At 67.9% G+C, this 23,494-nt stretch carries 20 protein-coding genes, 1 tRNA gene and 1 pseudogene; 15 read left to right on the forward strand and 7 right to left on the reverse strand.

The features are described 5' to 3' along the window. The first annotated feature begins 172 nt into the window (after nt 1-172). On the forward strand, nt 173-1,501 hold the full coding sequence (gene oxlT, locus AC07RM_RS19570) for an oxalate/formate MFS antiporter (protein WP_495335565.1): 1,329 nt from the start codon (nt 173-175) through the stop codon (nt 1,499-1,501). 63 nt (nt 1,502-1,564) lie between these two features. On the opposite strand, the gene AC07RM_RS19575 is transcribed toward oxlT, so the two are convergent. Next, the gene (locus AC07RM_RS19575) at nt 1,565-1,849 is read right to left on the reverse strand and encodes a hypothetical protein (protein WP_093344579.1); all 285 of its coding nucleotides are present in this window, start codon (nt 1,847-1,849) and stop codon (nt 1,565-1,567) included. Nucleotides 1,850-2,148: 299 nt separating this feature from the next. After that, a complete protein-coding gene (locus tag AC07RM_RS19580) occupies nt 2,149-2,529 on the reverse strand; it encodes a VanZ family protein (protein WP_495335566.1) in 381 nt (126 codons plus the stop codon). 138 nt (nt 2,530-2,667) lie between these two features. Between AC07RM_RS19580 and AC07RM_RS19585 the strand changes: the two genes are divergently transcribed. From AC07RM_RS19585 to AC07RM_RS19595, 3 genes are read left to right on the forward strand one after another with little or no spacing between them, the layout of a single operon-like run. Next, entirely contained in the window at nt 2,668-3,426 is a 759-nt protein-coding gene (locus AC07RM_RS19585; RefSeq protein WP_495335567.1) for a hypothetical protein, read from the forward strand. A 9-nt stretch (nt 3,427-3,435) separates the two neighbouring features. Further along, on the forward strand, nt 3,436-4,068 hold the full coding sequence (locus tag AC07RM_RS19590; protein WP_495335568.1) for an FMN-binding negative transcriptional regulator: 633 nt from the start codon (nt 3,436-3,438) through the stop codon (nt 4,066-4,068). Further along, nucleotides 4,068-4,571, forward strand: a complete 504-nt coding sequence (locus AC07RM_RS19595) for a thermonuclease family protein (protein WP_495335569.1) — start codon at nt 4,068-4,070, stop codon at nt 4,569-4,571. The genes AC07RM_RS19590 and AC07RM_RS19595 overlap by 1 nt, the downstream gene beginning before the upstream one ends. A 40-nt stretch (nt 4,572-4,611) precedes the next feature. On the opposite strand, the gene AC07RM_RS19600 is transcribed toward AC07RM_RS19595, so the two are convergent. Further along, on the reverse strand, nt 4,612-5,409 hold the full coding sequence (locus AC07RM_RS19600) for a hypothetical protein (protein ID WP_495335570.1): 798 nt from the start codon (nt 5,407-5,409) through the stop codon (nt 4,612-4,614). A 254-nt stretch (nt 5,410-5,663) separates the two neighbouring features. On the opposite strand from AC07RM_RS19600, the gene AC07RM_RS19605 reads away from it, so the two are divergent. The 7 genes and pseudogenes from AC07RM_RS19605 (at nt 5,664) to AC07RM_RS19635 (ending at nt 14,179) form a co-directional block, all read left to right on the forward strand. Continuing rightward, nucleotides 5,664-6,122 carry a GNAT family N-acetyltransferase gene (locus AC07RM_RS19605; RefSeq protein WP_495335571.1) on the forward strand — a complete coding sequence of 153 codons (459 nt, stop codon included), beginning with the start codon at nt 5,664-5,666 and terminating at the stop codon, nt 6,120-6,122. Nucleotides 6,123-6,194: 72 nt separating this feature from the next. Next, nucleotides 6,195-7,691: a MocR-like pyridoxine biosynthesis transcription factor PdxR gene (gene pdxR, locus AC07RM_RS19610; RefSeq protein ID WP_495335572.1), complete on the forward strand. Its 1,497-nt coding sequence runs from the start codon at nt 6,195-6,197 to the stop codon at nt 7,689-7,691. A gap of 123 nt (nt 7,692-7,814) precedes the next feature. Beyond that, nucleotides 7,815-9,023 carry a benzoate/H(+) symporter BenE family transporter gene (locus tag AC07RM_RS19615; protein ID WP_495335573.1) on the forward strand — a complete coding sequence of 403 codons (1,209 nt, stop codon included), beginning with the start codon at nt 7,815-7,817 and terminating at the stop codon, nt 9,021-9,023. Between the two features lie 428 nt (nt 9,024-9,451). After that, nucleotides 9,452-9,883: pseudogene (locus tag AC07RM_RS19620) on the forward strand (DDE-type integrase/transposase/recombinase); the annotation flags it as partial. A 278-nt stretch (nt 9,884-10,161) separates the two neighbouring features. Next, nucleotides 10,162-10,235: transfer RNA gene (locus tag AC07RM_RS19625), tRNA-Gly, on the forward strand. A gap of 143 nt (nt 10,236-10,378) precedes the next feature. Further along, the gene (locus AC07RM_RS19630) at nt 10,379-11,662 is read left to right on the forward strand and encodes a PucR family transcriptional regulator (protein ID WP_495335574.1); all 1,284 of its coding nucleotides are present in this window, start codon (nt 10,379-10,381) and stop codon (nt 11,660-11,662) included. Nucleotides 11,663-11,827: 165 nt separating this feature from the next. Beyond that, complete coding sequence (locus tag AC07RM_RS19635; protein ID WP_495335575.1) at nt 11,828-14,179, forward strand: hypothetical protein; 2,352 nt, start codon at nt 11,828-11,830, stop codon at nt 14,177-14,179. Nucleotides 14,180-14,203: 24 nt separating this feature from the next. Here AC07RM_RS19635 and AC07RM_RS19640 read toward each other — a convergent pair whose 3' ends face one another. After that, nucleotides 14,204-15,325 carry an AraC family transcriptional regulator gene (locus AC07RM_RS19640; protein WP_495335576.1) on the reverse strand — a complete coding sequence of 374 codons (1,122 nt, stop codon included), beginning with the start codon at nt 15,323-15,325 and terminating at the stop codon, nt 14,204-14,206. Nucleotides 15,326-15,477: 152 nt separating this feature from the next. On the opposite strand from AC07RM_RS19640, the gene AC07RM_RS19645 reads away from it, so the two are divergent. Continuing rightward, a complete protein-coding gene (locus AC07RM_RS19645; RefSeq protein ID WP_495335577.1) occupies nt 15,478-17,676 on the forward strand; it encodes a DUF6351 family protein in 2,199 nt (732 codons plus the stop codon). A 46-nt stretch (nt 17,677-17,722) separates the two neighbouring features. Here the strand turns inward: AC07RM_RS19645 and AC07RM_RS19650 are convergent, their stop codons facing one another. Together AC07RM_RS19650 and AC07RM_RS19655 are read right to left on the reverse strand one after the other, a co-directional pair. Continuing rightward, nucleotides 17,723-18,217 carry a guanylate cyclase gene (locus AC07RM_RS19650; protein WP_398493777.1) on the reverse strand — a complete coding sequence of 165 codons (495 nt, stop codon included), beginning with the start codon at nt 18,215-18,217 and terminating at the stop codon, nt 17,723-17,725. Between the two features lie 71 nt (nt 18,218-18,288). Next, nucleotides 18,289-18,996, reverse strand: coding sequence for a Crp/Fnr family transcriptional regulator (locus tag AC07RM_RS19655; RefSeq protein ID WP_256222614.1), 708 nt, complete (start codon nt 18,994-18,996; stop codon nt 18,289-18,291). Nucleotides 18,997-19,135: 139 nt separating this feature from the next. On the opposite strand from AC07RM_RS19655, the gene AC07RM_RS19660 reads away from it, so the two are divergent. The 3 genes from AC07RM_RS19660 to AC07RM_RS19670 all read left to right on the forward strand — a co-directional run bounded on the left by AC07RM_RS19660 (nt 19,136) and on the right by AC07RM_RS19670 (nt 22,454). Further along, nucleotides 19,136-21,370: a DUF6351 family protein gene (locus AC07RM_RS19660; protein WP_495335578.1), complete on the forward strand. Its 2,235-nt coding sequence runs from the start codon at nt 19,136-19,138 to the stop codon at nt 21,368-21,370. Nucleotides 21,371-21,672: 302 nt separating this feature from the next. Continuing rightward, the gene (locus AC07RM_RS19665) at nt 21,673-21,894 is read left to right on the forward strand and encodes a hypothetical protein (RefSeq protein WP_495335579.1); all 222 of its coding nucleotides are present in this window, start codon (nt 21,673-21,675) and stop codon (nt 21,892-21,894) included. After that, on the forward strand, nt 21,876-22,454 hold the full coding sequence (locus tag AC07RM_RS19670) for a 2'-5' RNA ligase family protein (RefSeq protein ID WP_495335580.1): 579 nt from the start codon (nt 21,876-21,878) through the stop codon (nt 22,452-22,454). Before AC07RM_RS19665 ends, AC07RM_RS19670 begins: the two co-directional genes overlap by 19 nt. A 31-nt stretch (nt 22,455-22,485) precedes the next feature. Here the strand turns inward: AC07RM_RS19670 and AC07RM_RS19675 are convergent, their stop codons facing one another. Beyond that, nucleotides 22,486-23,442, reverse strand: coding sequence for a hypothetical protein (locus tag AC07RM_RS19675; protein ID WP_261206893.1), 957 nt, complete (start codon nt 23,440-23,442; stop codon nt 22,486-22,488). Between the last annotated feature and the right edge of the window lie 52 nt (nt 23,443-23,494).

Consider the following 23,494-nt stretch of genomic DNA (forward strand, 5'->3'; position numbering starts at 1 on the left):
ACAGCGAATAAGGGAGAACGAGCATGCCGCCATCGGCATGAAATTGACGCACGTCAAGAGTTTTTGAGGCGAACGCTCCGACAGTGGAAACCGTTTCGGAAGCCCTCCACGCGAAGGCTCCGAGCACCTTCCATAACTACAGACTCGCCCAGAGACAAAGGACAGGTTCGTCATGACCACTCCCTCGCCCATCGCCGTCGAGAGCAGCAGCGCGCCGCGCTCCGCCTCGGCATCCACCCCCAACACCCGCAATCCCGCGACGCGCTGGATCCAGCTCTCGCTGGGCATCGTCTGCATGGCGATGATCGCCAACGTCCAGTACGGCTGGACCCTGTTCGTCGCACCGATGGAGGCCAAGCACCACTGGGGGCTGGCCGCGATCCAGATCGCGTTCTCGGTCTTCGTCGTGGTCGAGACCTGGCTGGTGCCGATCGAAGGCTGGCTGGTCGACCGCTTCGGCCCGCGGCCGGTGATCGCCGGCGGCGCGATCCTCGCGGCCTGCGGCTGGATCATCAACGCCTACGCCGACAGCCTGAGCGCGCTCTACGTCGCGGCCGTGGTGTCGGGCATCGGCGCCGGCTGCGTCTACGGCACCTGCGTGGGCAACGCGCTCAAGTGGTTCCCCGACCGCCGCGGCCTGGCCGCGGGCCTCACGGCCGCCGGCTTCGGCGCCGGCGCGGCGCTCACCGTGATCCCGATCGCCAACATGATCCAGACCTCGGGCTACGAGCACACCTTCCTGTACTTCGGCATCCTGCAGGGCGCCTGCATCTTCGTGATGGCGATGTTCATGGTGAAGCCCTTCGTGCCCAAGGGCGTGGTGGCGCAGACCCGGCTGGTGATGACCAAGGTCGACTACACGCCGGCCGGCATGGTGAAGACACCCGTCTTCTGGCTCACCTACCTGCTGTTCGTGCTGGTGGCCGCGGGCGGCCTGATGGCCACGGCCGAGATCGGCCCGATCGCCAAGGACTACCACATCGACAAGCTGCCGATGCACTTCCTCGGCCTGTCGATGCCGCTGCTGACCATGACGCTGGCCATCGACAACCTGGCCAACGGCTTCACGCGGCCGCTGTGCGGCTTCGTGTCGGACAAGATCGGCCGCGAGAACACCATGCTGATCGTCTTCATCGGCGAGGGCCTGGCCCTGCTGGGGCTGCGCCAGTACGGCCACGAGCCGGTGGCCTTCATGACCTTCGCGGCGCTGGTGTTCCTGTTCTGGGGCGAGATCTACTCGATCTTCCCGGCGCTGGTGGCCGACACCTTCGGCATCAAGAATGCCGCCGGCAACGCCGGCACCATGTACACGGCCAAGGGCACCGCCTCGCTGTTCGTGCCGCTGGGCACCGTGCTGGCCGCGGGCGGCAACTGGGACCGCGTGTTCCTGCTGGTCGCGGTGGTGTCGATCGGCTCGGGCATCGCGGCCAAGCTGGTGCTGGCGCCGCTGCGCCGGCGCACCATCGAGGCCGCGAACGCGGCGGCCGCGGCGCGCAACTGAAGACGTTCCCGCCCCCAAGAAAAACGGCCGCATCAGCGGCCGTTCTGTCGTCTGCGGGCAGTGTCAGCTCGCCGAGGTCGCGCCGGCACGCCGGCTGGCATCGAGCGAGTAGAGCTGCGGCTGCGGACGCTCCTCGGACACCTTGGGCGCATCGGCGCCGACGGGCTGCTGCGGCCGGTAGAGCTCGCTCTCGAGGCGGCGCACCCGCTCGGCGTACATGCGCGCCAGCGCGCTGTGGTGCTCGGCCGCGGCCTGGTGCTCGATGCGCGCCATCTGCGCTTCCTCGAGCAGCGTGGCTGCGCGCTTCAGGTAGGCGGTCGGGCTCGAACGAAGGAAGTCGAACATCATGGATGCTCCTTTCGGATGTGATGCGATGGAGCCATCCTTCGCCGATGGGCGGCGGCGGTCTGTAGTCTCATGCGCCACGCGGGCGTAGACACGAGGAAATCGTTCACGGAATCGCGGCCGGATCCGGGCCGGATCGCCGCTGTCGCCCAGGCGGCATGAAGGCAGGGAAAGTACCGACGTTGAACTTTTGTTTTCATCGGAAACTTCGCTCGAATCCTCCCTCCCCCTGAGCTACATGCTCACCTCACCCGCTTCGGCGGGTGTTTTTTTGGGGCCTTCGATCCGCGGCCCGTCCGGCCTCAGGCGCGCCGCCGCTGCCGGCTCGCCAGGAAGGCGGCGACGGCCGCGCCGATCAGCAGGCCAACCGCGTCCGCCAGCAGGTCCTCGAACTCCGCCGAGCGATCGGGCGTGAAGGACTGCAGCACTTCGATCAATCCGCCATAGGCCAGCAGCGCGGGCAGCACGAGGCGCAGCCGTCCGGGCCAGGACCAGCGGCCGAGCCCGCCGAGCGTCGCGAAAGCCAGCAGGTGGTTGGACTTGTCCCAGCCGGTGCTCGGCATCGGCACGTTCTGGGGCAGCAGGCTCAGCACGAGCACCGCGACCATCGTGATGGCGAGCAGCCAGCGCCACTTGCGCGGGCCGGCGAGGGCCGCATGCGAAAAGATCTCGGGTCGGCTCACGCCATCTCCTGTAGCAAAGCCTTCGATTGTGCCGCCCGCGACCGATGCGGCTTGCCGCCGCGCACGACGCACTTGCAGAATGGCGCGTGCCCGCGCCCGCGCGCATTCGCCCCCAAGAAAAACACGAGGAGACAACCGATGCCGAAGCGCCTTCTGGCCCTTGCCGTTCTCGCCGCCGCGCTCGCGGGCTGCACCACGGCGCCCCCCGTTCCACCCAATGCCGGCAAGCTGCCCAGGGGCGCGAAGGTCGGCCTGCTCGTCAACATGCCGGCGCCCGCGCAGCACATGCACGTGGGCACCACCGTCTTCAACAACTTCTCGACCGGCTACCAGTTTCCGTGGAACCCCACGTCGCGCACCTACGACGTCTTCACGGCCGATCTCGAGAAGGCGGGCTTCCAGGTCGTGCGGCTCACGAGCTACGCCACCACCACCGTCAATGCACTCGCGGTCTCGCAGAACGACGGCTGGCGCGCCAATCCGGCCCAGTCCTGGGCGACGCAGAAGCTCAAGGAAGAGCAGATTGCGGCGGTCGTCGTCATCGAGGGCAAGCGCACTCTGACCCGGATGGAATGCAGCGGCGGTCCCTGCGCCGAAAGCTACATGGCGAACTCGGGCCTGTTCACGCGCGGCATGCTCGGCTCGACCCGATACTTCGCCGTGCCCGCGATGGAGGCCAAGGTCTTCACGCTCTCGCCGCCGATCGAGCTCTCGGCCTACGAGCCGCTGAAGACCCTGCAGGCGGGCCGGGTCCGGCAGCTCAGGGATTTCGCCGAACCGAAGGACGCCAAGCAGTTGAGCAAGGCCGAATTCCAGCCGGTGGTGACGGCGATCGATGCGCACATCGCCTCGCTCTCGCGCGCGACGGTGCAGACGCTGGTCAGCGGGGCGAAGTAGCGCGGGCCCATGCACGTCCAACCGCTGTTCGCCATGACGGAGCGGCAGGCGCTCCATCGGCACATCCGCGACTACCCGCTCGCCACCGTCGTCGTCGCCCGGTCGGGAAAGATGGACGCGAACCTGCTGCCCCTGCACCTCGCGGACCGCGGCCCGCATGGCCTGCTCTCGGGCCACGTGGCGCGAAGCCATTCGCTGTGGACGGAGGATCCGAAAGAAACCGAGGTCACCGTCGTCTTCCAAAGCCCCAACGCCTACATTTCTCCGCGCTGGTACGTCAACGGACAGCGCAGCGGCCGCAATGCGCCGAGCTGGAACTACGTGGTGGTGCAGGCGCAAGGGCGACTGCGATTCATCGACGATGCCGACTGGATGCGCGCCCACCTTGCCGCGTTGACCGCGGCGCAGGAGGCGGGACGGCCGCGGCCCTGGTCGGTGGAGGATGCATCGCCCGAATTTCTCAGCGAGACGGCACGGCGGCTCGTGGGCTTCGAGATCGAGATCCAGGCCTTGACCGGCAAGCGCTTTCTTTCCCAGCAGCGGACCGAGGCGGATCGGGAGAGCCTGGTGCGGAACCTCGAGGAGGAGGTGTCGTGGGGGGCGCGGGCGGTGGGTGGGCTCATCGGGCGCCGGGGCGCGTGATGCTGCGCGCGCTCGTCCTAGCCGCCCTGCCCCTCTTGGCCAATGCCGAGCCACGCACCTGCCTCGTCGTGAGCGTCGGCGACGGCGATACGCTCACCGCGCGGTGCGGCGGCGCCGGCAGCCACGAGCGAATCAAGGTGCGCATTGCCGCCATCGACGCGCCAGAGAAAAACCAGCCGTTCGGGCAGCGTGCGAGGCAGGCACTGAGCGAGCTGTGCCTTCGCGACATGGCGAAGATCTACCGCCGCTCGACGGACCGCAACGGCCAGACCGTCGCGGACGTCGAGTGCCGGGACCAGGACGTCGCGCGGCACATGATCGCCGGCGGCTGGGCCTGGGTGTACGACGGCGCCACGGAACTCGGGGATGCGCCGCTGTACAAGGCACAGGACGTGGTGCGCGACGCCAGGCAGGGACTTTGGAGAGACTCGGCGGCGGTTGCGCCTTGGAAGTGGCGCAAGCAGGAAGGCGAGGCTCGCAAGGGCAGTCGGGCCCCGGGGTGACTGCTGCCTCGCCCCTACGTGCAGGCGCCACCGGCCCAATTCAGTGGGTAAGCAGCCAATCAACCACGCGCTTGCGCGTGGTTGATTGACTGCTTACGGGGTTTCCCTGTTTCGTGATGAAGAGGTAGTCGCTGGGAAGGCTGGCCGCACCGCCGCGATTCTTCGTCCGCAGTTCCTTGGCCCGGTTCAGCGCGCGCAGCAGGTCGGGCGTCATCGCGTAGGCCTTCGTCGCGTAGCCCTTGCCGTTGCGCTTTTTCGTCACCCGCAGATCGATGTGATCGTCGTCGTAGTCGCCGATCGGGATGTCGAAGATCATCCCTGTCCGCGCGGCGTCTCGGGCAAGTACTCGATGCTCTCGCAGGGATGGGGTCTGGATGTCCTTGTTGGCCGAGGAGGCGCGATCGCGGTTGGCGTGCAGGTGCTGGGTGACGGTGACAGCGCTCAGGTAGTCCGGCAGCAGGGCGTGCGCCTCGGTCTTTGCGTAGCGCTTCGACCGAAAAGCAGCGCGCAGCCGACGGATCCGCCCTTTGTATTCCTCCTTCGTGCTCTCGCGCTTGATGGTCGAGAGCTCGTCGGTCTCGTACTTCCGGATGATCTCCTCGATGGTGCCGACGACATCGTCATCAGGAACTGAGGCCGCGAGCGCCGGCGAGACGTGTTTTTCCCACCACACTCGCGCCTGCACCGGCGTGGTGCCGCAGCGCATCTTCACGCCCGCGACGCGCAGCGCAGGCGGGTGATTCTGGCGTCGCCGCCGCGCGTCGACAGCACCCGCTGCTCGGGGCTCGTGCAGGCCGGGCACTTCATTGATCTTGGCAGCGACCTTGGTGTGCCGCATGCGGCCTCACTTCCCCAAAGGGGCGTTCCTCCAATCAAAACCGCTCGGACCCAAGTCCATTGGCCCCTTTGCGGGAAGTGGCGAAGGGCTTCGCCTCGAAGTCCGTTCAGCAGTTCAGGGCGTCCATCCTTGAAATTGGCCTGCTCTTGTAGCCTGAATTGGTCGGGTTCGGACCGATCCGGGCACCTACCATTTGGCGAATCCGGGAAGGACGAAACACCCGCTCCCTTCAATCTTCAGCAACGCAGGATCAGATGAACAGCAATCACGCGCCGACGCACGCACGGCCCATCGAAGAAAACGACTACGAACCATGGCACCAGCTCTGGCTGGACTATCAGGTCTTCTACGAAGTGAAGCTGCCTGCAGAAGTCACACGCACCACCTTCAGTCGATTTCTGGATCCCGATGAGCCTGTGTTCTCTACCGTCGCCACGCAAGGCGATCGCTTGATCGGCTTCGTGAATTCGGTCGTGCACCGCTCCACATGGTCGACGGCCGATTTCTGCTATCTCGAAGACCTGTATGTTTCGCCCACTGTTCGGAGTGGTGGAACCGGAAAACTGCTGATCGAGTCGGTGCAGGCCCTCGCGCAGCAGCGTCAATGTGCACGGCTTTATTGGCACATGCATGAAACCAATAAGCGCGCACAGAAGCTGTACAACTGGGTTGCACAGAACTCGGGATTTATCGAGTACCGGATGGATCTGTAGACAAGACCGGCGGACACCGTCGCGCAAAATGGACTGCTCGAAACTCGCAGCCCCCGGCTGTCGACAGACCACATGGCACGCAATCTCGCGCTGGACACGCTCAAGATCCACATCGCCGATCCCAGGTTGGCATCGCTGGAGTTGCGGGTCCGTGTGCAGCGCGCACTACGCCAGCTGATCCTGGATGGCATGTTGGCACCGGGCTATCGGCTGCCCGCCACGCGTACGCTCTCGCAGTCGTTGGGCCTATCGCGCGACACGGTGGAAACGGCCTACGCCCAGTTGCAACTCGACGGCTACATCCAGCGGCGCAAAGGCTCGGGCAGCTTTGTCTCCGACAAAATAGGACCGAGCCTTCTCGGAACGCGCGGCAGAAAAAGCAACCTGCCGGCGGCACCGTTGCGGCCGCGGGCCCGCACCCCGGCGGCGCTGAGCTCGAGGGGCGCCGACCTCCTCGCCGGTGGCGGCGTCTGCGACCAGCAGGTCGTCAAGGCCTTCGCCACCGGGCTTCCCGAAACGCGCACCTTCCCCATGGCCATCTGGGAGCGGCTGCAGCGCCAGGCCTCGAAGGACCATCGCGCCAGCGTGTTACTGCACGGCGACCCGCAAGGCGCCGAGCCCTTGAGGCAGGCCATTGCGGACTACCTGAATCTGGAGCGCGGGGCCAAGGTGACGGCCGACCAGGTGCTGGTGCTGACCAGCACCCGGCAGGCGCTCTTCATGTGCGCTCAGGTCCTCGTCGATGCGGGCCAGCCGATCCTGATGGAGGACCCGGGCTACTTCGGCGCACGCAAGGCCTTCGAGATGGCCCAACTCCGGATCGTGCCGGTCCCCGTGGACGAAAAAGGCGTGCGCGCCGACCGGCTGCGCGCGGACAGGAGCGGCGCCAATACCATCTACGTCACGCCCTCGCACCAGTACCCCACGGGCGCCACGATGGCCCTGGAACGGCGCCTCGAGCTAACGGCTTGGGCGGCACAACGCCAAGGCTGGATCATCGAGGACGACTACGACAGCCAGTTTCACTACGAAGGCCTGCCCACGGCCTGCGTGCAGGGCCTGGACCCCTTCCAGCGGACCATCTACCTCGGGACCTTCAGCAAGTCGCTGTATCCCGGTTTGCGGATGGGCTACATGGTGCTGCCGCACGAGCTGGTCAAACCCATGAGCCATGCGCGCAGCATCCTCGACGGCCACACCCCGCAAATCGCCCAGCTGACGCTGGCCCGCTTCATGGATGCGGGCCACTTCGGTGCCCACATCCGGTCGATGCGCAAGATCTATGCAGCGCGTCGGGAAGCGATGGCCCACGCCATACAGCGGCATCTTTCAGGCACCGTGACGGCGCATCTTCCTCCAGGCGGCTTGCAAATGCCTTGCCTGCTGGCCGAAGGCCGATCGGAACTGGACACGATCAGGCAGGCCGCGCGAGTCGGCATCGAACTGCCCGGGCTCAGCCGCCTGTATGCCAGGCCGCCAAGCAGAGGCGGATGGTTGCTGGGGTTCGCGGCACTCACACCCCATGAGATCGAGACGGCCATCCAGCGGCTGGCCAAGGCGCTCGCATAGACGCTCGACTGCGGAAATGTGGTCTGCTCGCGGTGAAAGAATTGGACTGAATAGGCAGTCCGGATGAAGCCTAAGCTCGCCCTCTTCCATGCCATTCCATCGAGAAGAGAAGGAGCGCCCCGCGTGAGCCGAACCACTCCACGACTGCAAGCCGCCGACTTCATCGCACCCAGCGTCGCGGCACTTATTTCCGTCATCGTCAACTACGGCGGTACCTTCGTACTGGTTTTCCAGGCTGCGCAGCTTGCCCAGCTCAGTGCGGCGCAAACGGCCTCTTGGGTCTGGTCCGTGAGCATCGGCGTCGGCCTGACCGGCGCCTGGCTGAGCTACCGCTACCGCGAGCCAATCATCACGGCGTGGTCTACACCTGGGGTCGCGTTCCTTGCAACGGTGATGCCTTTCACGCCGTATGGCGAAGTGATCGGGGCCTATGTCGTTGCCGCCATCGGCTTCATCTGCCTGGGCCTGTCCGGCGCCTTCGAGCGCCTGGTACGGCTGATCCCCAGCGGGATCGCAGCCGGCCTGCTCGCCGGCATCCTGTTGCAATTCGGCATCAACGCGTTCGGCGGCGCCAGCACCGACCCGATGCTGGTGATCGTGCTGGTGTTGACTTACGCCTTGCTGCGGCGTTTCACCACGCGATTTGCCGTAGTCGGCATCCTGGTCACCGGCATAGCACTGCTCATCGTGCAGGACAGGATCGATATAAACGGCATTCACCTGAGCTTGGCGGCGCCGGTCTTCGAGATGCCCCGCTTCTCGGTGGGCTCCTTACTGGGGGTGGCACTGCCGCTTTTCGTCATCACGCTGACCGGGCAATACATGCCGGGCATGCTGGTGCTGCGTAACGACGGGTTCAAGACCAGCGCCGACCCGATCGTCACCCTCACGGGCCTGGGCTCGCTCATCATGGCGCCCTTCGGCGCGCACGCCTTCAACGTGGCGGCTATCACCGCTGCCATCTGCACCGGCAAGGACGCGCATGAAGATCCGTCGAAGCGCTACATCGCGGGCCTGGTATGCGGCCTTCTGTACGTCACGGTTGGCATCTTCGGTGTCACCCTAGCCAGTTTGTTCACGGTGCTGCCGCGCACCTTTGTCACCACATTGGCGGGACTCGCCTTGCTCGGTGCTATCGGAGGAAGTCTGGCCAACGCCATGGCCGAAGCCCGCACGCGCGAGACGGCGTTGATCACCTTCCTGGCAACCTCGGCCAATGTAACCCTGCTGGGCGTGGGAGGTGCATTCTGGGGCCTTGTGGCGGGCTTGGTTGTCCACCTGCTGATTCATGGGGGACGCAAGGCCCTGGAAGCAACGGCCTCCGCCCGGTGAACGGCCTATGCCGCGACCTGTGTCTCGACAGGGTTTTACGAGCTCGGACAACGAGTCATTCAAGAGGACTAGATTTGGCGCGCGGACGGGGCTGGCTCACCGTCATGACCGGACCCTCCGTCGCGGATGTCTGCTTCGCAGCGCTTGCAGACATCCCCTTGGCCTCGCGCGACGGGTACTATCGTCCAATAGCCGAACTTCGCAGCTTCGGTCCACCTTCCAACTCAAATCGCCGATCACAGAAACATGACAGTCGCCATGCCCACTGTGGGCCAGGCATCCTGACATCCCATGGGGTAGCGTCGGGTCGCGCATAGGCCGGGGTGAGGCGTACTGGGATCAATGGAGAATGTTCTTCCTAGCCCTGAAGGAAGAAGAGTACGCGGTCAATTGACCACGCCCTTGTTGAGTGAACGATGAGCTGTGAGGTGCGCGTGGGCAAAAAGCGGGTGCAAAAGCTAATGCAGCGCCACGGCATTCGCGCCAAAGGCAAGCGCCGCTTCAAAGTCACCACCGACAGTCGACACGACCAGCCGATCTCGCCCAATGTACTCAACTGCCAGTTCGCCGTGGGTGAGCCTGACAAGGTCTGGGTGGGCGACATCACCTATATCGCGACAGACGAAGGCTGGCCGTTCTTGGCGGTGGTGATCGACACGTTCAGCCGCCAGGTGGGCTGGTCGTTGCGCGAGGACATGACGCGCGACCTCGTGATCGACGCGCAGCGAATGGCGTGGTTCAAGCGCCATCCGGACAAGCAGGCCGGATTGATCTTCCATAGCGACAGGGGCAGTCAATATGCCAGTCGCGAGTTCAGGCCAGTGCTCAAAGAGTACGGTATCACCAGCTCGATGAGCCGCAACGCTCCTCATGCGTAACGTAGGTCGCCATGAAATCGATCTCCTCGCTGTTTCGGTTAAGCAAGAAATCATTGTGGGTTGATTCCGTTACAGCTTTCTCCGCCCGCGCGAGGTTAGACCTCAAGCCCGTTGTTCGCGACCAAGATCCAGCCCATGCGGGGCGCAGGCCTGTCGGCGGAAGGCAATCTATCTGGAGCCGTCGAGTCGCCATGGGAACGCCCACGCCGAATAACTGTCGCCGGGTAGCCACTCGGAGACACGCTAGAATCCGCCCCCACGCGGGTGTAGTTCAATGGTAGAACGGCAGCTTCCCAAGCTTCATACGAGGGTTCGATTCCCTTCACCCGCTCCACACAACTGACCACGGGCCGCGCAACGCGGCCCGTCGTGCTTCTGGCAAGCACTCTTGCGCCCCCTCTCCTTCCCGCCCGACACTGTCGGCCAGCCGCCACCTGAGCGGCACGGCACGAAGAGATGGATGGAGACAAATCCCGCATGGAGAACTCGCCCACGCCCGAGCGCATGAGCCTGCCCGCGATGGAACCGCTGTCGCCCGGGCTGCGCGGACTGGTCCGCGAACTGCGCCGCGACAGCCCGAACCTCTCGACGCGCATGCTCGACACGCTGCGCGGCAGCATTCCCGAGTACGGCGCGCTGGGCCAGGCGCTCGCGCATGACGTCTACCGCGTGGGCCTGCGCAACGCGGAGCTCTGGTACGACGCGCTGCTGATCCGCGACAAGCCGCACGACGACGACCTGCAATGGATCGGCCGCTTCAGCCAGCGCCGCCATGCGCAGGCGCTCTCGCTGTCGGCGCTGCTGCAGGCCTACCGTACGGGCACGCGCGTGTACATGGACGCGCTGCTCGCGCACGTGCGGCCGCATCCCGCGCTGTGCGACGAGGTGCTGTTCCGCGTCTCGCCCTTCCTGCTGTACTACAGCGACCTGCTGAGCCGCACGGTGAGCGATGCCTACCTGGCCGAGCACACGCGCGAGATGCGATGGAAGGCGCAGATGCAGGCGCGGCTCGCGGCGGCGGTGTTCGATCCGACCTGGGTCGGCGCCTTCGACGACGCGGCGCAGGCGCTGGGCATCCAGGCCGACCAGCCGCACGTGGCGCTGGCGCTGCGGCCGATGCCGCTCGAACCGACCACGCCCGAGGCCGGCGAGCGGGTGCTGGAGGCGGTGGCCGCGGCGGTGCGCGAAGACCTGGGGCCGGTCGCGCTGGCGCTGCATCGCGGCCACTGGGTGGCCTGGCTGCCGGCGCCTCCCGGTGAAGCGGCCGATGCGCGCGAGCGCCGGCTGCTCGCGAGCATCGAGCAGGCGATGCGGCTGCGCCCGAGCATCGAGGCGGCGGGCCTGGGGCTGCCGTCGCAGGGCGCCGCGGGCTGGCGCGGCAGCGCCGAACAGGCGTTGGCGGCGATCGAGATGGGGCAGCGCCTGCGCCGCAACGACGCCAGCTTCTGCTATTCCGAATTCGCGCTCGACACGCTGATGCGCCAGTCGACCGAGGTCTCGGCGCTGTGCAACGAGATGATCGCGGCCCTCGCGGCCGAGCCGCCGCTGCTCGAAACGCTCGAGAGCTACTTCGACCACCGGCAGAACCACAAGGCCACCGCGGCCGCGCTCGGCATCCACCGCAACACGCTGCTGCACCGGCTCGCGCACATCGAGTCGCTGCTCGGCGCGCGGCTGGACGACATGGCCTGGCTCTCGCGGATGTATCTCGCGCTGCGCCAGCGTCGCCTGGGTCGCGGCGGGACCTCGGCGCTGCACTGAGGCCATCGCGCCGAAGGCGTGCGCTCTTGTGCAGATGCACAGCCCGGCAGGGCACCTTGCCAATGGCGCGCGCGGCAGCGCGTCCGTAGAGTGCGGGAGCCCGCGGATGGCCGCGCCATGTGGCGGCCCGGGCCTTCGAGAAGACACAACAGGAGACAACGACCCATGCCGATGCCCGATCGCGCGCAGGCCCCTGCGCGCCCCGACCTGCTTCACACCAGGACCACGACCTCCCGCCGGCCACGCCGCTGGCGCCTGCTCGCCGGCACGGCGTTGCTGGCAACGATGGCGGCGCTGTCCGGCTGCGGCGGCGGCGGTGGAGGCTCCAGCTTCGGCTTCGCCGGCTTTCCGCCCCCATCGGGCCCCGGCACCGGCAACCCGCCGCCTAGCGATCCGCCGATGCTCGCGAGCATCGACAGCCAGTTGCCCGCCGACACGGCCACCACGGCGCAGCGCTGCGACTTCCTCGATCCCGCGCACTGCATGCTGCCGTTTCCCAACGACTACTACACGGTGGCCGATGCCAGCACCGATACCGGCCGCCGGCTGAACCTGCAGACGGCCTCGATGCCGCGCAGCGAGGTGGTGCGCAACAAGCCGATCGACACCACCGAATGGAACCGCAACGACGGCTTCTCGCCGGGCGCGATGATCGTGACGCGCGTGCCGGGCGTGGACCTCGCGCGCACCGGCGCGCCGGGCATCGGCGATCTCTCGGCCTCGCTCAAGGCCGACGCGCCCGTGGTGCTGATCGATGCCGACACGCTCGAGCAGAAGCTGATCTGGGTCGAGCTCGACAAGAACAACGTCAGCGCGAGCGATCGCCAGAGCCTCAACATCCGCGTGGCGAAGAACCTCGAGTGGGGCCATCGCTACATCGTGGCGATGCGCAACATGAAGGATGCCGCCGGCAAGACCATCGAGGCCGGGCCCGCGTTCCGCATCTACCGCGACCGCCACGAGAGCGCGCTGGGCTTCGTGAACGATCGCCGAGCGCACATGGAGAGCATCCTCTCGACGCTGCAGCGCGCGGGCGTGGCGCGCGAGCCGCTCTACCTGGCCTGGGACTTCACCGTCGGTTCGCAGCGCAGCATCACGGGCCGCATGCTCGCGATCCGCGATGCCGGCTTCGCGGCGCTCACGGACGGCACGCCCGGCTTCAAGGTGACGACGGTGCAGGACCTGACGCCCGCGCAGGACGCACGCATCGCGCGCCACATCGAGGGCACGCTCACGGTGCCGAGCTTCGTGGCGGCCCCCACGGCCGGCACGGCCGACATCACGCCGGTGATCGCCGCGGTGGCGCCCTACCTGGGCGGCGGCACGCTGTCGGTGCCGGCCGTCAAGGCCGCCTTCGACACGCTCGGCGACAAGCCGCTGCCGCTGGAGACCTTCCGCTATGCCTCGGCCACGCCGGGCGTGTACGACACGCCGGTGTGGGACGGCCACTCGACGCTCACCGTGCCCTTCATCTGCAACATCCCGCGCGCGGCGCTCAACCCCGACGGCAGCATCAACCCCGCGCGCATCTCGCTGTACGGCCACGGCCTGTTCGGCAAGCCGACCGAGGTCAATGCCAGCAACGTGAAGGACATGAGCAACGAGCACAACTTCGTGTTCTGCGCGACCAACTGGTACGGCTTCTCGCAGACCGAGATCGTGCCCTCGGTGTTCGGCTTCTTCGATCTCTCGAACGCGCGCGTGCCCTTCGACACCACGCAGCAGGGCGTGCTCAACATGCTGATGCTGGGCCGCGCGATGCAAAGCGCCAAGGGCTTCGGCAGCAATGCCGCCTTCCAGATGGGCACCACGCCGCGCAGCGTGCTCGACACCAGCGAGCTGTTCTACGACGGCAACAGCCAGGGCGGCATCCTCGGTGGCATGCTGATGAGCGTGGCGCAGGACATCCACCGCGGCGTGCTCGGCGTGCCCGGCATGAACTACTCGCTGCTGCTCGAGCGCAGCGCGGACTTCCCCGAGTTCGCGACCATGGTCTACGCGGCCTACCCCGACAGCCTCGACCAGCAGTTCATCTTCTCGCTGTGGCAGACGCTGTGGGACCGCGCCGAGGCCAACGGTTATGCGCAGGCGATGACCGACAAGCCGCTGCCCGGCACGCCCGCGCACAAGGTGCTGATGCACGTGGCCTTCGGCGACCACCAGGTCACGATGTGGTCGGCTGAGGTCGAGGCGCGCACCATCGGCGCCAGGCTCTACTGCCCGGCCACGGCCAGCGGCCGCCATCCCGACGCGGTGCCCTACTTCCAGCTCTCGTGCATGGACCTGGGCGCCGGCGGCTACGACGGTTCCGCGTTGGTGGTGTGGGACAGCGGCCCGGGCCGCCTGCCGCCCCCGCCACAGGACAACCTCGCGCCCACGGCCGGCAGCGATCCGCACGAGGATCCGCGCGCCACGCCGGCCGCGCGGCAGCAGAAGTCGGAGTTCCTGCGCAGCACCGGCAAGGTGGTCGACGTCTGCGGCGGCGCACCCTGCCGCTCGGCGGCCTACGCGCCCTGAGCTCGCGACGAGGACGCGGCGCGCTCAGGCCGCCGCGCCCTCGCGGTACGCACCCGCGGGCTTCGCGGGCCTCGCCTCGCGCGCGAAGCTGCGCTCCATCGCTTCGCCGCCTTCGCGGTAGTCGCCCGGCGTGCCGCCGGTCCAGCGCCGGAACGCGCGATGGAAGGCGGCCACGCTCGAGAAGCCGAGGTCCGAGGCGATCGAGATCAGCGGTTCGGGACCGCGCGTGAGCCGCTCGATGGCGACGTCGCGGCGCAGCGCATCCTTGATGTCCTGGAAGGTCGCGCCCTCGGCCTGCAGATGCCGCACGAGGGTACGTGCCGACAGGCCGAAGGCCCCCGCCACGTGAGCGATGTCGCAGTCCTCGCCGAGCCGTGCCTGCAGCCAGCCGCGCACGCGGTGCGCGGCGCTGTCGGCGCTCGGCGGCACGAACAGCCAGTCGAGCGGCGCGCGATGCAGCAGGTCGCGCAGCTCGAGGCCGGAGCGGCGGCGCACCGGCCGGTCGAGGTACTTCGGGTCGAAGACCATGGCGGTCACGGGCTGCCCGAAGCGCGCGGGGCCGGGGAACATGAAGAGGTAGTCGGCCGCGTCGTCGGGCCGCGCGAAGCCGAAGTCGATGCGCTCGAGCTCGATGCGCGCGCCGATGATCCACGAGCACAGGCCGTGCACCAGCTTCATGTGCAGCTCCTGCACCAGGCGCGCGCTGCGGGCCTGGCGCGGATAGGCATCGATGCGGATCACGGCCTCGCGTTCGTCGCGGTGCAGGGTGAACACCGAGCCGTCGTCGAGCACGCGGTTGAACTGCATCCATCGCTTGATGGCGACCTGCAAGGTGGGTGCATCGAGCATCAGGATGCTCAGCACCTTGAGCGTGCCGCAGCGCAGCGGCCGCGCATAGAGCCCGGGCATCTCGTCGTCCATGTGCAGCGCCACGCTGCGGAACAGCTCCGCGAACTGCTCCTCGGTGACGCGGCCATGCCGCTGCGCGAGCAGCGTGGGCGAGATCGTGGCCAGGTGCAGCATGCCGTGCAGGGTCGGCGCATCGATCGGCAGTCCCGCGAGGAAATCCCTGACGTAGGAGATCGGCAAGGTGGGCCGGCCCGCGAAGGCCGTTGAAGCGGATCCCGCGGCGGAAGGCATGGGCATGGCGTGAGACATGGCGTGATTGGCAAATGAAGTTGGCGCGATCGGAGAACACGGGACCGCATGCGCTGCATAGAGTGAAGCCGACGCCGTGCGGCGAGGGCTCGATCAGGCCGTGCGCGTCGACATCATCCGTCCCACGAAAGAAGAACACCATGAGACAAACGCTCGGTTCGACGCGAACCGCGCCGCCGCTTGCGCGGCCGGCACGCATCCTTTCCCTCGGCATCGCCTGCGCGGCGCTGCTGGCCGCCTGCGGCGGCGATGGCGGCGGCGGCGGGGGCTTCATCCCCGTCGTGCCGGCCTCGCCGCCGCCCTCGGCGCCGGCGGCGCTCGACCAGGCCTCGATCACGGTGCTGTCGTCCAAGCCGCAGTTCGTGAGCGGCGGCGATGCGCTGGTCGAAGTGAAGGCACCCGCGGGCGCGACGGCCTCGGGACTGGAGCTCACGCTGAACGGCAAGCCGGTGACGGCCCAGTTCGCGCGCGATGCGAACGGCAGCCTGCGCGGCATGGTCAAGGGTCTGGCCATGGGCGCCAACACGCTGGCGGTGAAGGCGAGCGCCGAGGGCCGCGCGTCCTCGAATGCCGAACTGGTGCTCACCAACTACCCCGACACCGGCCCGATCCTCGCGGGCGCGCTGCTCACGCCCTACGAATGCCGCACCGTCGAATCGAACATGGGCACGCCGCTCGATGCGAACTGCTCGGCAACGCGGCGCAACGACTACTTCTACCGCACGCCGGCCGGTAGCTTCAAGCCGCTGGCCGATCCGCTCGCGCGCCCGTCGGACCTGGCGCAGACCACGACCATCGAAGGCAAGACGGTGCCCTACATCGTGCGCGTGGACTCGGGCACGGTGGGCCGCACGATCTACCGCATCGCGCTGCTCGACGATCCCACGGCCGAGACCGCGGCGCCCGCCGGCTACAAGCCCACCGCGGGCTGGAACGGCCGGCTGGTGGTGAGCTTCGGCGGCGGCGCGGGCACGCAGTACAACCAGGGCGTGAACCAGGCCACCGATGCGCTGAGCGACCTGCACCTGTCGCGCGGCTTCGCCTACATGATCTCGACCGAACTGGTGAACGGCCAGCGCGGCAACGCGGTGCTGCAGGGCGAGACGCTGATGATGCTGAAGGAGCGCTTCATCGAGACCTACGGCGTGCCGCGCTGGACCGCGGGCTCGGGCGGTTCGGGCGGCGCGATCCAGCAGCTGGTGATCACGCAGATCTACCCGGGCCTGCTCGACGGCCTGCAGCCCTCGCTGACCTTCCCCGACGGCAGCCTGCACGTGGCGGACTGCCGGCTGCTGGAGAACGTCTACAAGGCCGACACCGCGACCTGGACCAATGCCAAGCGCACGGCGGTCGACGGCTTCACCAACGGCACCTGCCGCGCCTGGGACCTGAGCTTCGTCAACACCATCGTCGCGACCAACGCGGCCGGCTGCGCGCTCAAGGACGTCTCGAAGGTCTACGACCCGATCAACAACCCGACCGGCGCGCGCTGCACCACCTCCGACATGCGCACCAACATCATGGGCCGCGACCCGATCACCGGCTTCGCGCGCAGCCCGCTCGACAACGTGGGCGTGCAGTACGGGCTCGAGGCCTTCAACAAGGGTGCGATCAGCGCCGAGGAGTTCGTGGCGCTCAACGAGAAGGTCGGCGGCTACGACAAGGACGGCAAGCCGGTGCCGCAGCGCACCGTGGGCGATGCGCTCGCGCTCGAACGCGCCTATGCGAGCGGCCTGGTCAACTCGGGCGGCGGCGGCCTGGCCTTCGTGCCGATCCTGCATTCGCGCACCTACAACGACGCCTCGGGCGACATCCATTCGCACGAGCGCGACCTGGTGGTGCGCGCGCGGCTGCAGCGCGCCAACGGCCGCATCGACAACCAGGTCATCTGGGTCGGCCCGCGCACCGGCTATCCGCTGGCCGCGCTGTCGCTCGACGTGATGACGCAGTGGCTCGACGGCATCGCGGCCGACCCGGCGCCGCTGACCACCGACAAGGTGGTGGCGCACAAGCCCCGGGCCGCGGTGGACGCCTGCTTCGACGGCAGCGGCACCAAGTACGAGGAATCGCCGGCCTATGGCGCCACCGGCACCTGCGCCACGATGTACCCGCTGCATGGCGAGCCGCGCCAGCAGGCCGGCGCGCCGCTGACGAACGACATCAACAAGTGCCAGCTGAAGCCGGTGCTGGCGTCGGACTACGCCCAGACCCTCACGCCCACGCAGCTCGCCCGGCTGCGGACCGTGTTCTCCAGCGGCGTGTGCGACTGGACCAAGCCGGGTGTCGGGCAGGTGCCGCTGAAGGGCACCTTCCAGAGCTACGCGGTCGCGCCGGGCTGATCGGGCCGCGGCAACGAGGCGGCGTCGATCGGGTCCGCGGGCCCGGTCAGCCGCCCTCGCCCTGCGCCGCCGCGCGCAGCACGGGGTCCGACAGCAGGCGCCCGGCCTGCTGCAGCCGCTCGAACTGCGCCTCGCTGAGACTCTGGCGCACCAGGTCGAAGTGACACAGCGTGCCGGCCAGCCGGCCGTCGCCATGGGTCAGCGGCACGCCGTGGTAGGCGATCACCATGCCCTGGTAGGGGCTGCCGTCCAGCAGCCGCTCCTCGCGCGAATCCTCGGTGCACAGGCGGCCGTCGCGCAGCACGAACTGGCAGAAGCTGCTGCCCAGCGGCACCACGGCGAGCTGTTCGGGACGCGCCTCGCCGAGCTTGTCGACCATGTAGAGGTTGCGCAGCAGGTCGCCGTCGAGCACGAAGACCGCGGTGTAGCGGTGCGGCACCTCGGCGTTGAGGCAGCGCAGCGCCTCCTGCACGCCGCGCTGGCGAAGCACCTCGCCCAGGTCCTGGTACGGGGCGGCCGCGGCGTCTGTCGTGAGATTCATCGACCAACTGTAGCAAAAAGAATTCATTTCCAGCCACCGACCGAGGGGTCGGGCGGCGCCGGAAGCGCGCTTCAGGCGCGGCGTGCCGAGGCCGCGTCCTCGGCCAGCGCGGGGCCGTCGTAGGACACGCGGTAGTTGCCCAGGCCCGTGAGGTCGAGCACGGTAAGCCCGCGCTTCTCGAGCCGGATCAGCCCCAGCGCCTGCAGCCGCTGCAGCGCGACGTTCACGCGCTGGCGCGAGACGTTGGCGAGCAGGCCGATCTCGGTCTGCCCCACCTGCAGGTGGCGCGGCGCATCGGGATAGAGCTCGGGATTGAACAGGCTCGCGAGGCAGTTGGCCACGCGCGCATCGGTGTCGAGCAGGCGCTCGTGCGCGAGCGCGCCGATGAACAGGCTCAACCGCGCGTTGAGCAGCTCCTGCAGGTAGTGGTTGAAGGGCACGCTGGTCTCGCGCAGCCAGTCGAAGGTGCGGCGCGGCATCAGCGCCACGCGCGTGGGCCGCAGCGCGAACACGTCGTAGCGGCGCGCCTCGTGCTTGAACAGCGAGCCTTCGCCGAACCACACGCCCGCCGACACGCCCGTGAGCGTCGACACGCGGCCGTCCTCGGAGGCCACCGACATCTTCGCGAAGCCGTCGATCAGCGCCATCCAGTGCTCGACCACCTGGCCCGCGCCCGCGATGCAGGCACCGCGCGCGTACTGGCGCTCCTGCATGCCGCCCAGCACGCGCTCGAGATCGGAAGAAGAAAGACCGGCCGCCCACCGGGAGCGCCGCACCATGCCCTCGAGGCACGCCGCGGCCTGCGGGGAATCAGGGATTACCTGTAGCAATTCACGCCTCATCTGTCGTCGCAACGACCGTGGTGCCGCGTGCCGCTCCTTAATCTTTGTGGAGATCGACACCAACACAGGAGACCTCATGTTCGCCATCCCCCACGCACCGCGCAAGCGGGTTTCTCCGTGGCCGGCCCTTCGCGCCGGCTCCGTCGCGGCACTGGCCATCGCCGCGGCCGCGCTGCTCGCCAGTTGCGGCGGCAGCTCGGACAGCGGCGCGGTGTTCCTGCCGGTCGCGCCGCCACCGCCCGCCCCGGCCGCCTTCGACGTGCGCACGCTGTCGTCCAAGCCCGAGATGGTGAGCGGCGGCGACACGCTGCTCGAGGTGCGCGCGCCCGAGGGCGTGGCGACCGACAAGGTGCGCGTGAGCCTCAACGGCAAGGACGTGAGCGCGCAACTGACCACGCGCGATGCCGCCACGCGCACGCTGCGCGGCTTGGTCACGGGCCTCGCCGAGGACCCGGCCTCGACCACCGGCAAGGAGAACCTGATCGTCGTGACCAACGCCGACAAGCCCGAGCAGCGCACCGAGCTCAAGCTGGTCAACTACCCGATCACCGGCCCGATCCTCTCGGGCCCGCACATCACGCCCTACGAATGCCGCACGGTGCAGAACGGCCTGGGCATGCCGCTCGATGCCAACTGCTCGGCCACCACGCAGGTGGTCTGGTACTACCGCAGCAAGGCCGGCAGCTTCAAGCCGCTGGCCGACCCGACCGGCACGCGCCCGGCCGACCTCGCCGACACCACCACCAACGACGGCGTCACCGTGCCCTACATCGTGCGCGTGGAGTCGGGCACCATCAACCGCGGCGTGTACCGCCTCGCGGTGCTCGACAACCCCGCGAAGGACGCGCCCGCCACCTGGAAGCCCGGCAAGGGCTGGAACAGGAAGCTGGTGCCCTACTTCGACTGCTGCGGCTCGGCCCAATACAACCAGGGCGTGCACCCGATCGAATCGATCCTCGACCCGATCGCCGACATCTACCTGTCGCGCGGCTTCGCCTTCTTCAACTCGACCGAGCTGTGGAATAACCAGCACGCGAACCCGCACCTGCAGGGCGAGACGCTGATGATGATCAAGGAGCACGTGATCGAGGAATTCGGCGAGGTGCCGAAGTGGACCGCGGGCATCGGCGGCTCGGGCGGCGCGATCCAGCAGTACCTGATCGCGCAGCTCTACCCGGGGCTGCTCGACGGCATCCAGCCGATCGTCTCGTTCCCCGAGACGCTGATGCCCGAGGTGATGGAGTGCCGGCTTCTCAACAACGTCTACGGACTCGACATGGCGACCTGGACGCCGGCCAAGCAGGTCGCGGTCAATGGCTTCAACCAGGGCACCTGCGGGGCCTGGGACGCGTCTTTCGCGAGCATCATCAAGTCCGACAACGCGGTGGGCTGCGGCTTCCTCGAGCCCGGCAATGCGGCCAACGTGTTCAACCGCGCGACCAACCCGAACGGCGTGCGCTGCGACCTGTTCCAGACCAACGTCAACCTGCTGGGCAAGCGCCCCGGCACGCAGGAAGCGCGTCGCCCGATCGACAACATCGGCGTGCAGTACGGCCTGGCCGCGCTCAACAAGGGCACGATCTCGGTGAAGGAGTTCCTCGACCTCAACGAGAAGGTCGGCGGCTACGACCGCGACGGCAACGTGCAGGCGGCACGCTCGCAGGCCGATGCCGGCGCGCTCGAGGCGACCTATTCGGGCGGCTTCAAGAACAGCTTCACCGGCCCGGGCCTCGCGAACATCCCGATCATCACGCAGCGCGGCAATGCCGATGCGACCGGCGACATCCACGACACGCTGCAGGACCTGATCATCCGCGCGCGGCTGCAGCGCGCCAATGGCCGCAGCGACAACCAGATCATCTGGACGCTGGGTTCGTCGACCTCGATCCTCAGCTACGTTGGCGATTCCATCGACCTGATGAACAAGTGGCTCGACAACATGGCGGCCGACAGCGCCGCGGCCTCGACCGACAAGGTGGTGCGCAACAAGCCCGCGGGCGCCAACGACGCCTGCTGGGACAAGAGCAACAAGCGCATCGACGAGGTCGCGTCGCAGGACCCGGCCGCGAAGTGCAACGTGGTCTATCCGCGCTTCAGCACGCCGCGCATCGTGGCCGGTTCGCCGCTCGTGAACGACGTGCTCAAGTGCCAGCTCAAGCCGGTCGCGATGGCCGACTACACGGTGACCTTCAGCGGTGCCGAGGAGACGCGGCTCAAGACCATCTTCCCGGCCGGCGTGTGCGACTGGAGCAAGCCGGGTGCGGGGCAGCAGCCGCTGAAGGGAAGCTACCTGCGCCTGCCGCTGGGCTGACAAGATGTGAATAAACCTGCTGCGCGCCCCGATCTCGCACCTGCGGTCCTCACCGTACAAGGTACGGCTCCGGTCCTCGGCGCGACCTCGGGGCGCTCGCTACGGTTTCTTCACACCTTGTGAGGGTTTCACGATGGGGATTTCGGGGCTCTTCGGAGCCCCTTTTTCGTGGCGCGGCGCGGGGCGTTCGCGCGATAGGAATTCCCCATCCGCGACGGCTTAGGGCAAGGAGTTTTAACTGTACGTCCATACAGCATTTCTCTAGAATGCCTCGTCTCCAAGAACAACTTCGAGGCGACCGCATGACCACCGCCAATCCGCCCGCAACCGCTGCGCGCATCCTCTTCTTCTCACGCCCCACGCAGCCGCAACCCGCCCCGCGGCTGCGTGCCACGGGACGCCTCTCGACCTGGCCGTTCCGCGTGCTGCGGCACAACGAACAGGGCGATCCGCACGACATCAAGGCGCAGGCTGCGCGGGTGTTGCGGACGACGGCGGAGCAGTGGTGGCCGAAGGTGGATTGATCGTGTCGTCGGGACCTCCTCAACTGCTCGTGGGTCTGTTTCCCGATGAGCAGGTGCAACTCGAGATCGAGCAGAACCGCCAGCAATGGCTATGGCCCCACAACAGCCACTTTCCGCCAGCCGATCGGTTCCATCTCACGCTCGGCTACGTCGACGAGCATTCGCACGCGCGCTGCGCAGAGCGGCTGATCGAAGCCATGTCACGGGTGCGGATGCGCTCGCTCGAACTGCTGCTCGACTATTCCTGCACATGGAACAACGATGTGTCCGTTCTGCAGCCAGCAGCGCATGGAGAGCTGCATCGGCTGCGGAAAACGATCCACTGTCTCATCCGACAGGCGGGCCTCGTGGATCGCGCCAAGATTTCCGAATGGAAGCCGCACGTCACCATCGCACGCTACGCGGAAGGCGCCGCATGCCTGCCCATGTCGCCGATCTCGTGGCCCGTGAGCGAAATCCGCGTCGTCCGCTCGCACTTCGCGACACCGTTCCGTCACGAGCACCTGGCATCGATCTCCGCACGCCACGGGCTGCGCCGCCTGACTGCTTCACTTCACTGAACCGGCAACCATCGCGCCGGCTCGGCCGGCCTCACACCAGCAAGTCCTGCACGTCCTCATCGAACCCCGCCATCGGCTGCGCCTTCGCGAGCGCGAGCCACACCGCGAACGGAATCCGCTCGAAGCTGCGATGCACCGCGGCACGCGCGACCACGAGGCGTTCGCCCTCGAGCACCATCACGCCGCATTCGGCCGGCACCTCCTCGGGCGTGGCGATGCAGCGGCCGCGCGCGTCGTTGCCCAGCACGTACCAGCACTCGCCGCCGAGGTCGAGGTAGGCCGCGCGCTTGTCGGGCTTGCGCAGGTCGCCCAGCAGGTCGGCGCGGCTCACCTTCACCTCGTGCACGATCGGGTGCGCATAGGCCTCGACGCTGGTGTTGCGGATCGAGAAGACATCGGGCCTGGCCATGCACCAGCGCGCCTTGCCGCCCTCTTCCGCCGGCGGCAGCTTCGCGCGCAGGCTCAGGCCGCGCCAGGCGATGCGGCCGCCGCGCGTCATCTCGCGCGCCACGCGTTCCACCAGCGCCTCGTGCGGCGACAGCGCCGCGCGGTTGATCGTGAGCGTGGTGGCGATGCGCGCGAGGCCGGCATCGGTCACGCGCAGGGTCTCGTGGCCCTGCGCCGACCGCACGCGTTCGAGGAAGCCGCCCGCGAGCAGCTCGACCTCGATCGCGTCGCAGCAAGGCCAGCCGGCCGATCGGTACATCTCGCGCAGGCGCCGCGCATGCAGCTTGCCGAAGGGCACGCCGCCCGACGCCGATGCGATGGCCAGCGAGGCCGCGAGCGACACCGCGGTCTGCATCGGTGGTTCCTCCACCGGCGGCGGAAAGCCGGGGTCGGTCACCGGTGGCATCGCGGGCGGCGGATCGCCCTCGGGCAACGGCCCCGGCGGCATGACGGGCGGTGGCGGCACCACGGGCACATCGGGCGCGGGTGGCGGCGGGCCGATGGGCGTGTCGACGATGGGATCGAGGGCGAGTGCGGACATGGTGAGGAACAGGTTAGCGAAATCCGGTGGATGAGGCGAGGACTCGAACGAA

The sequence above is a fragment of the Variovorax sp. GW821-FHT09B05 genome, assembly GCF_059418265.1.

Bases quoted from the DNA above. Each gene is read 5' to 3' on its own strand.
- AC07RM_RS19665 (WP_495335579.1), top strand. From the start codon at position 21,673: ATGACCACCGCCAATCCGCCCGCAACCGCTGCGCGCATCCTCTTCTTC.
- AC07RM_RS19635 (WP_495335575.1), top strand. From the start codon at position 11,828: ATGCCGATGCCCGATCGCGCGCAGGCCCCTGCGCGCCCCGACCTGCTT.
- AC07RM_RS19655 (WP_256222614.1), bottom strand. From the start codon at position 18,996: ATGGTGCGGCGCTCCCGGTGGGCGGCCGGTCTTTCTTCTTCCGATCTC.
- AC07RM_RS19660 (WP_495335578.1), top strand. From the start codon at position 19,136: ATGTTCGCCATCCCCCACGCACCGCGCAAGCGGGTTTCTCCGTGGCCG.
- AC07RM_RS19640 (WP_495335576.1), bottom strand. From the start codon at position 15,325: ATGCCCATGCCTTCCGCCGCGGGATCCGCTTCAACGGCCTTCGCGGGC.
- oxlT (WP_495335565.1), top strand. From the start codon at position 173: ATGACCACTCCCTCGCCCATCGCCGTCGAGAGCAGCAGCGCGCCGCGC.
- AC07RM_RS19675 (WP_261206893.1), bottom strand. From the start codon at position 23,442: ATGTCCGCACTCGCCCTCGATCCCATCGTCGACACGCCCATCGGCCCG.
- AC07RM_RS19600 (WP_495335570.1), bottom strand. From the start codon at position 5,409: ATGCGGCACACCAAGGTCGCTGCCAAGATCAATGAAGTGCCCGGCCTG.
- pdxR (WP_495335572.1), top strand. From the start codon at position 6,195: ATGGCACGCAATCTCGCGCTGGACACGCTCAAGATCCACATCGCCGAT.
- AC07RM_RS19650 (WP_398493777.1), bottom strand. From the start codon at position 18,217: ATGAATCTCACGACAGACGCCGCGGCCGCCCCGTACCAGGACCTGGGC.
- AC07RM_RS19595 (WP_495335569.1), top strand. From the start codon at position 4,068: ATGCTGCGCGCGCTCGTCCTAGCCGCCCTGCCCCTCTTGGCCAATGCC.
- AC07RM_RS19645 (WP_495335577.1), top strand. From the start codon at position 15,478: ATGAGACAAACGCTCGGTTCGACGCGAACCGCGCCGCCGCTTGCGCGG.
- AC07RM_RS19590 (WP_495335568.1), top strand. From the start codon at position 3,436: ATGCACGTCCAACCGCTGTTCGCCATGACGGAGCGGCAGGCGCTCCAT.
- AC07RM_RS19605 (WP_495335571.1), top strand. From the start codon at position 5,664: ATGAACAGCAATCACGCGCCGACGCACGCACGGCCCATCGAAGAAAAC.
- AC07RM_RS19585 (WP_495335567.1), top strand. From the start codon at position 2,668: ATGCCGAAGCGCCTTCTGGCCCTTGCCGTTCTCGCCGCCGCGCTCGCG.
- AC07RM_RS19575 (WP_093344579.1), bottom strand. From the start codon at position 1,849: ATGATGTTCGACTTCCTTCGTTCGAGCCCGACCGCCTACCTGAAGCGC.
- AC07RM_RS19630 (WP_495335574.1), top strand. From the start codon at position 10,379: ATGGAGAACTCGCCCACGCCCGAGCGCATGAGCCTGCCCGCGATGGAA.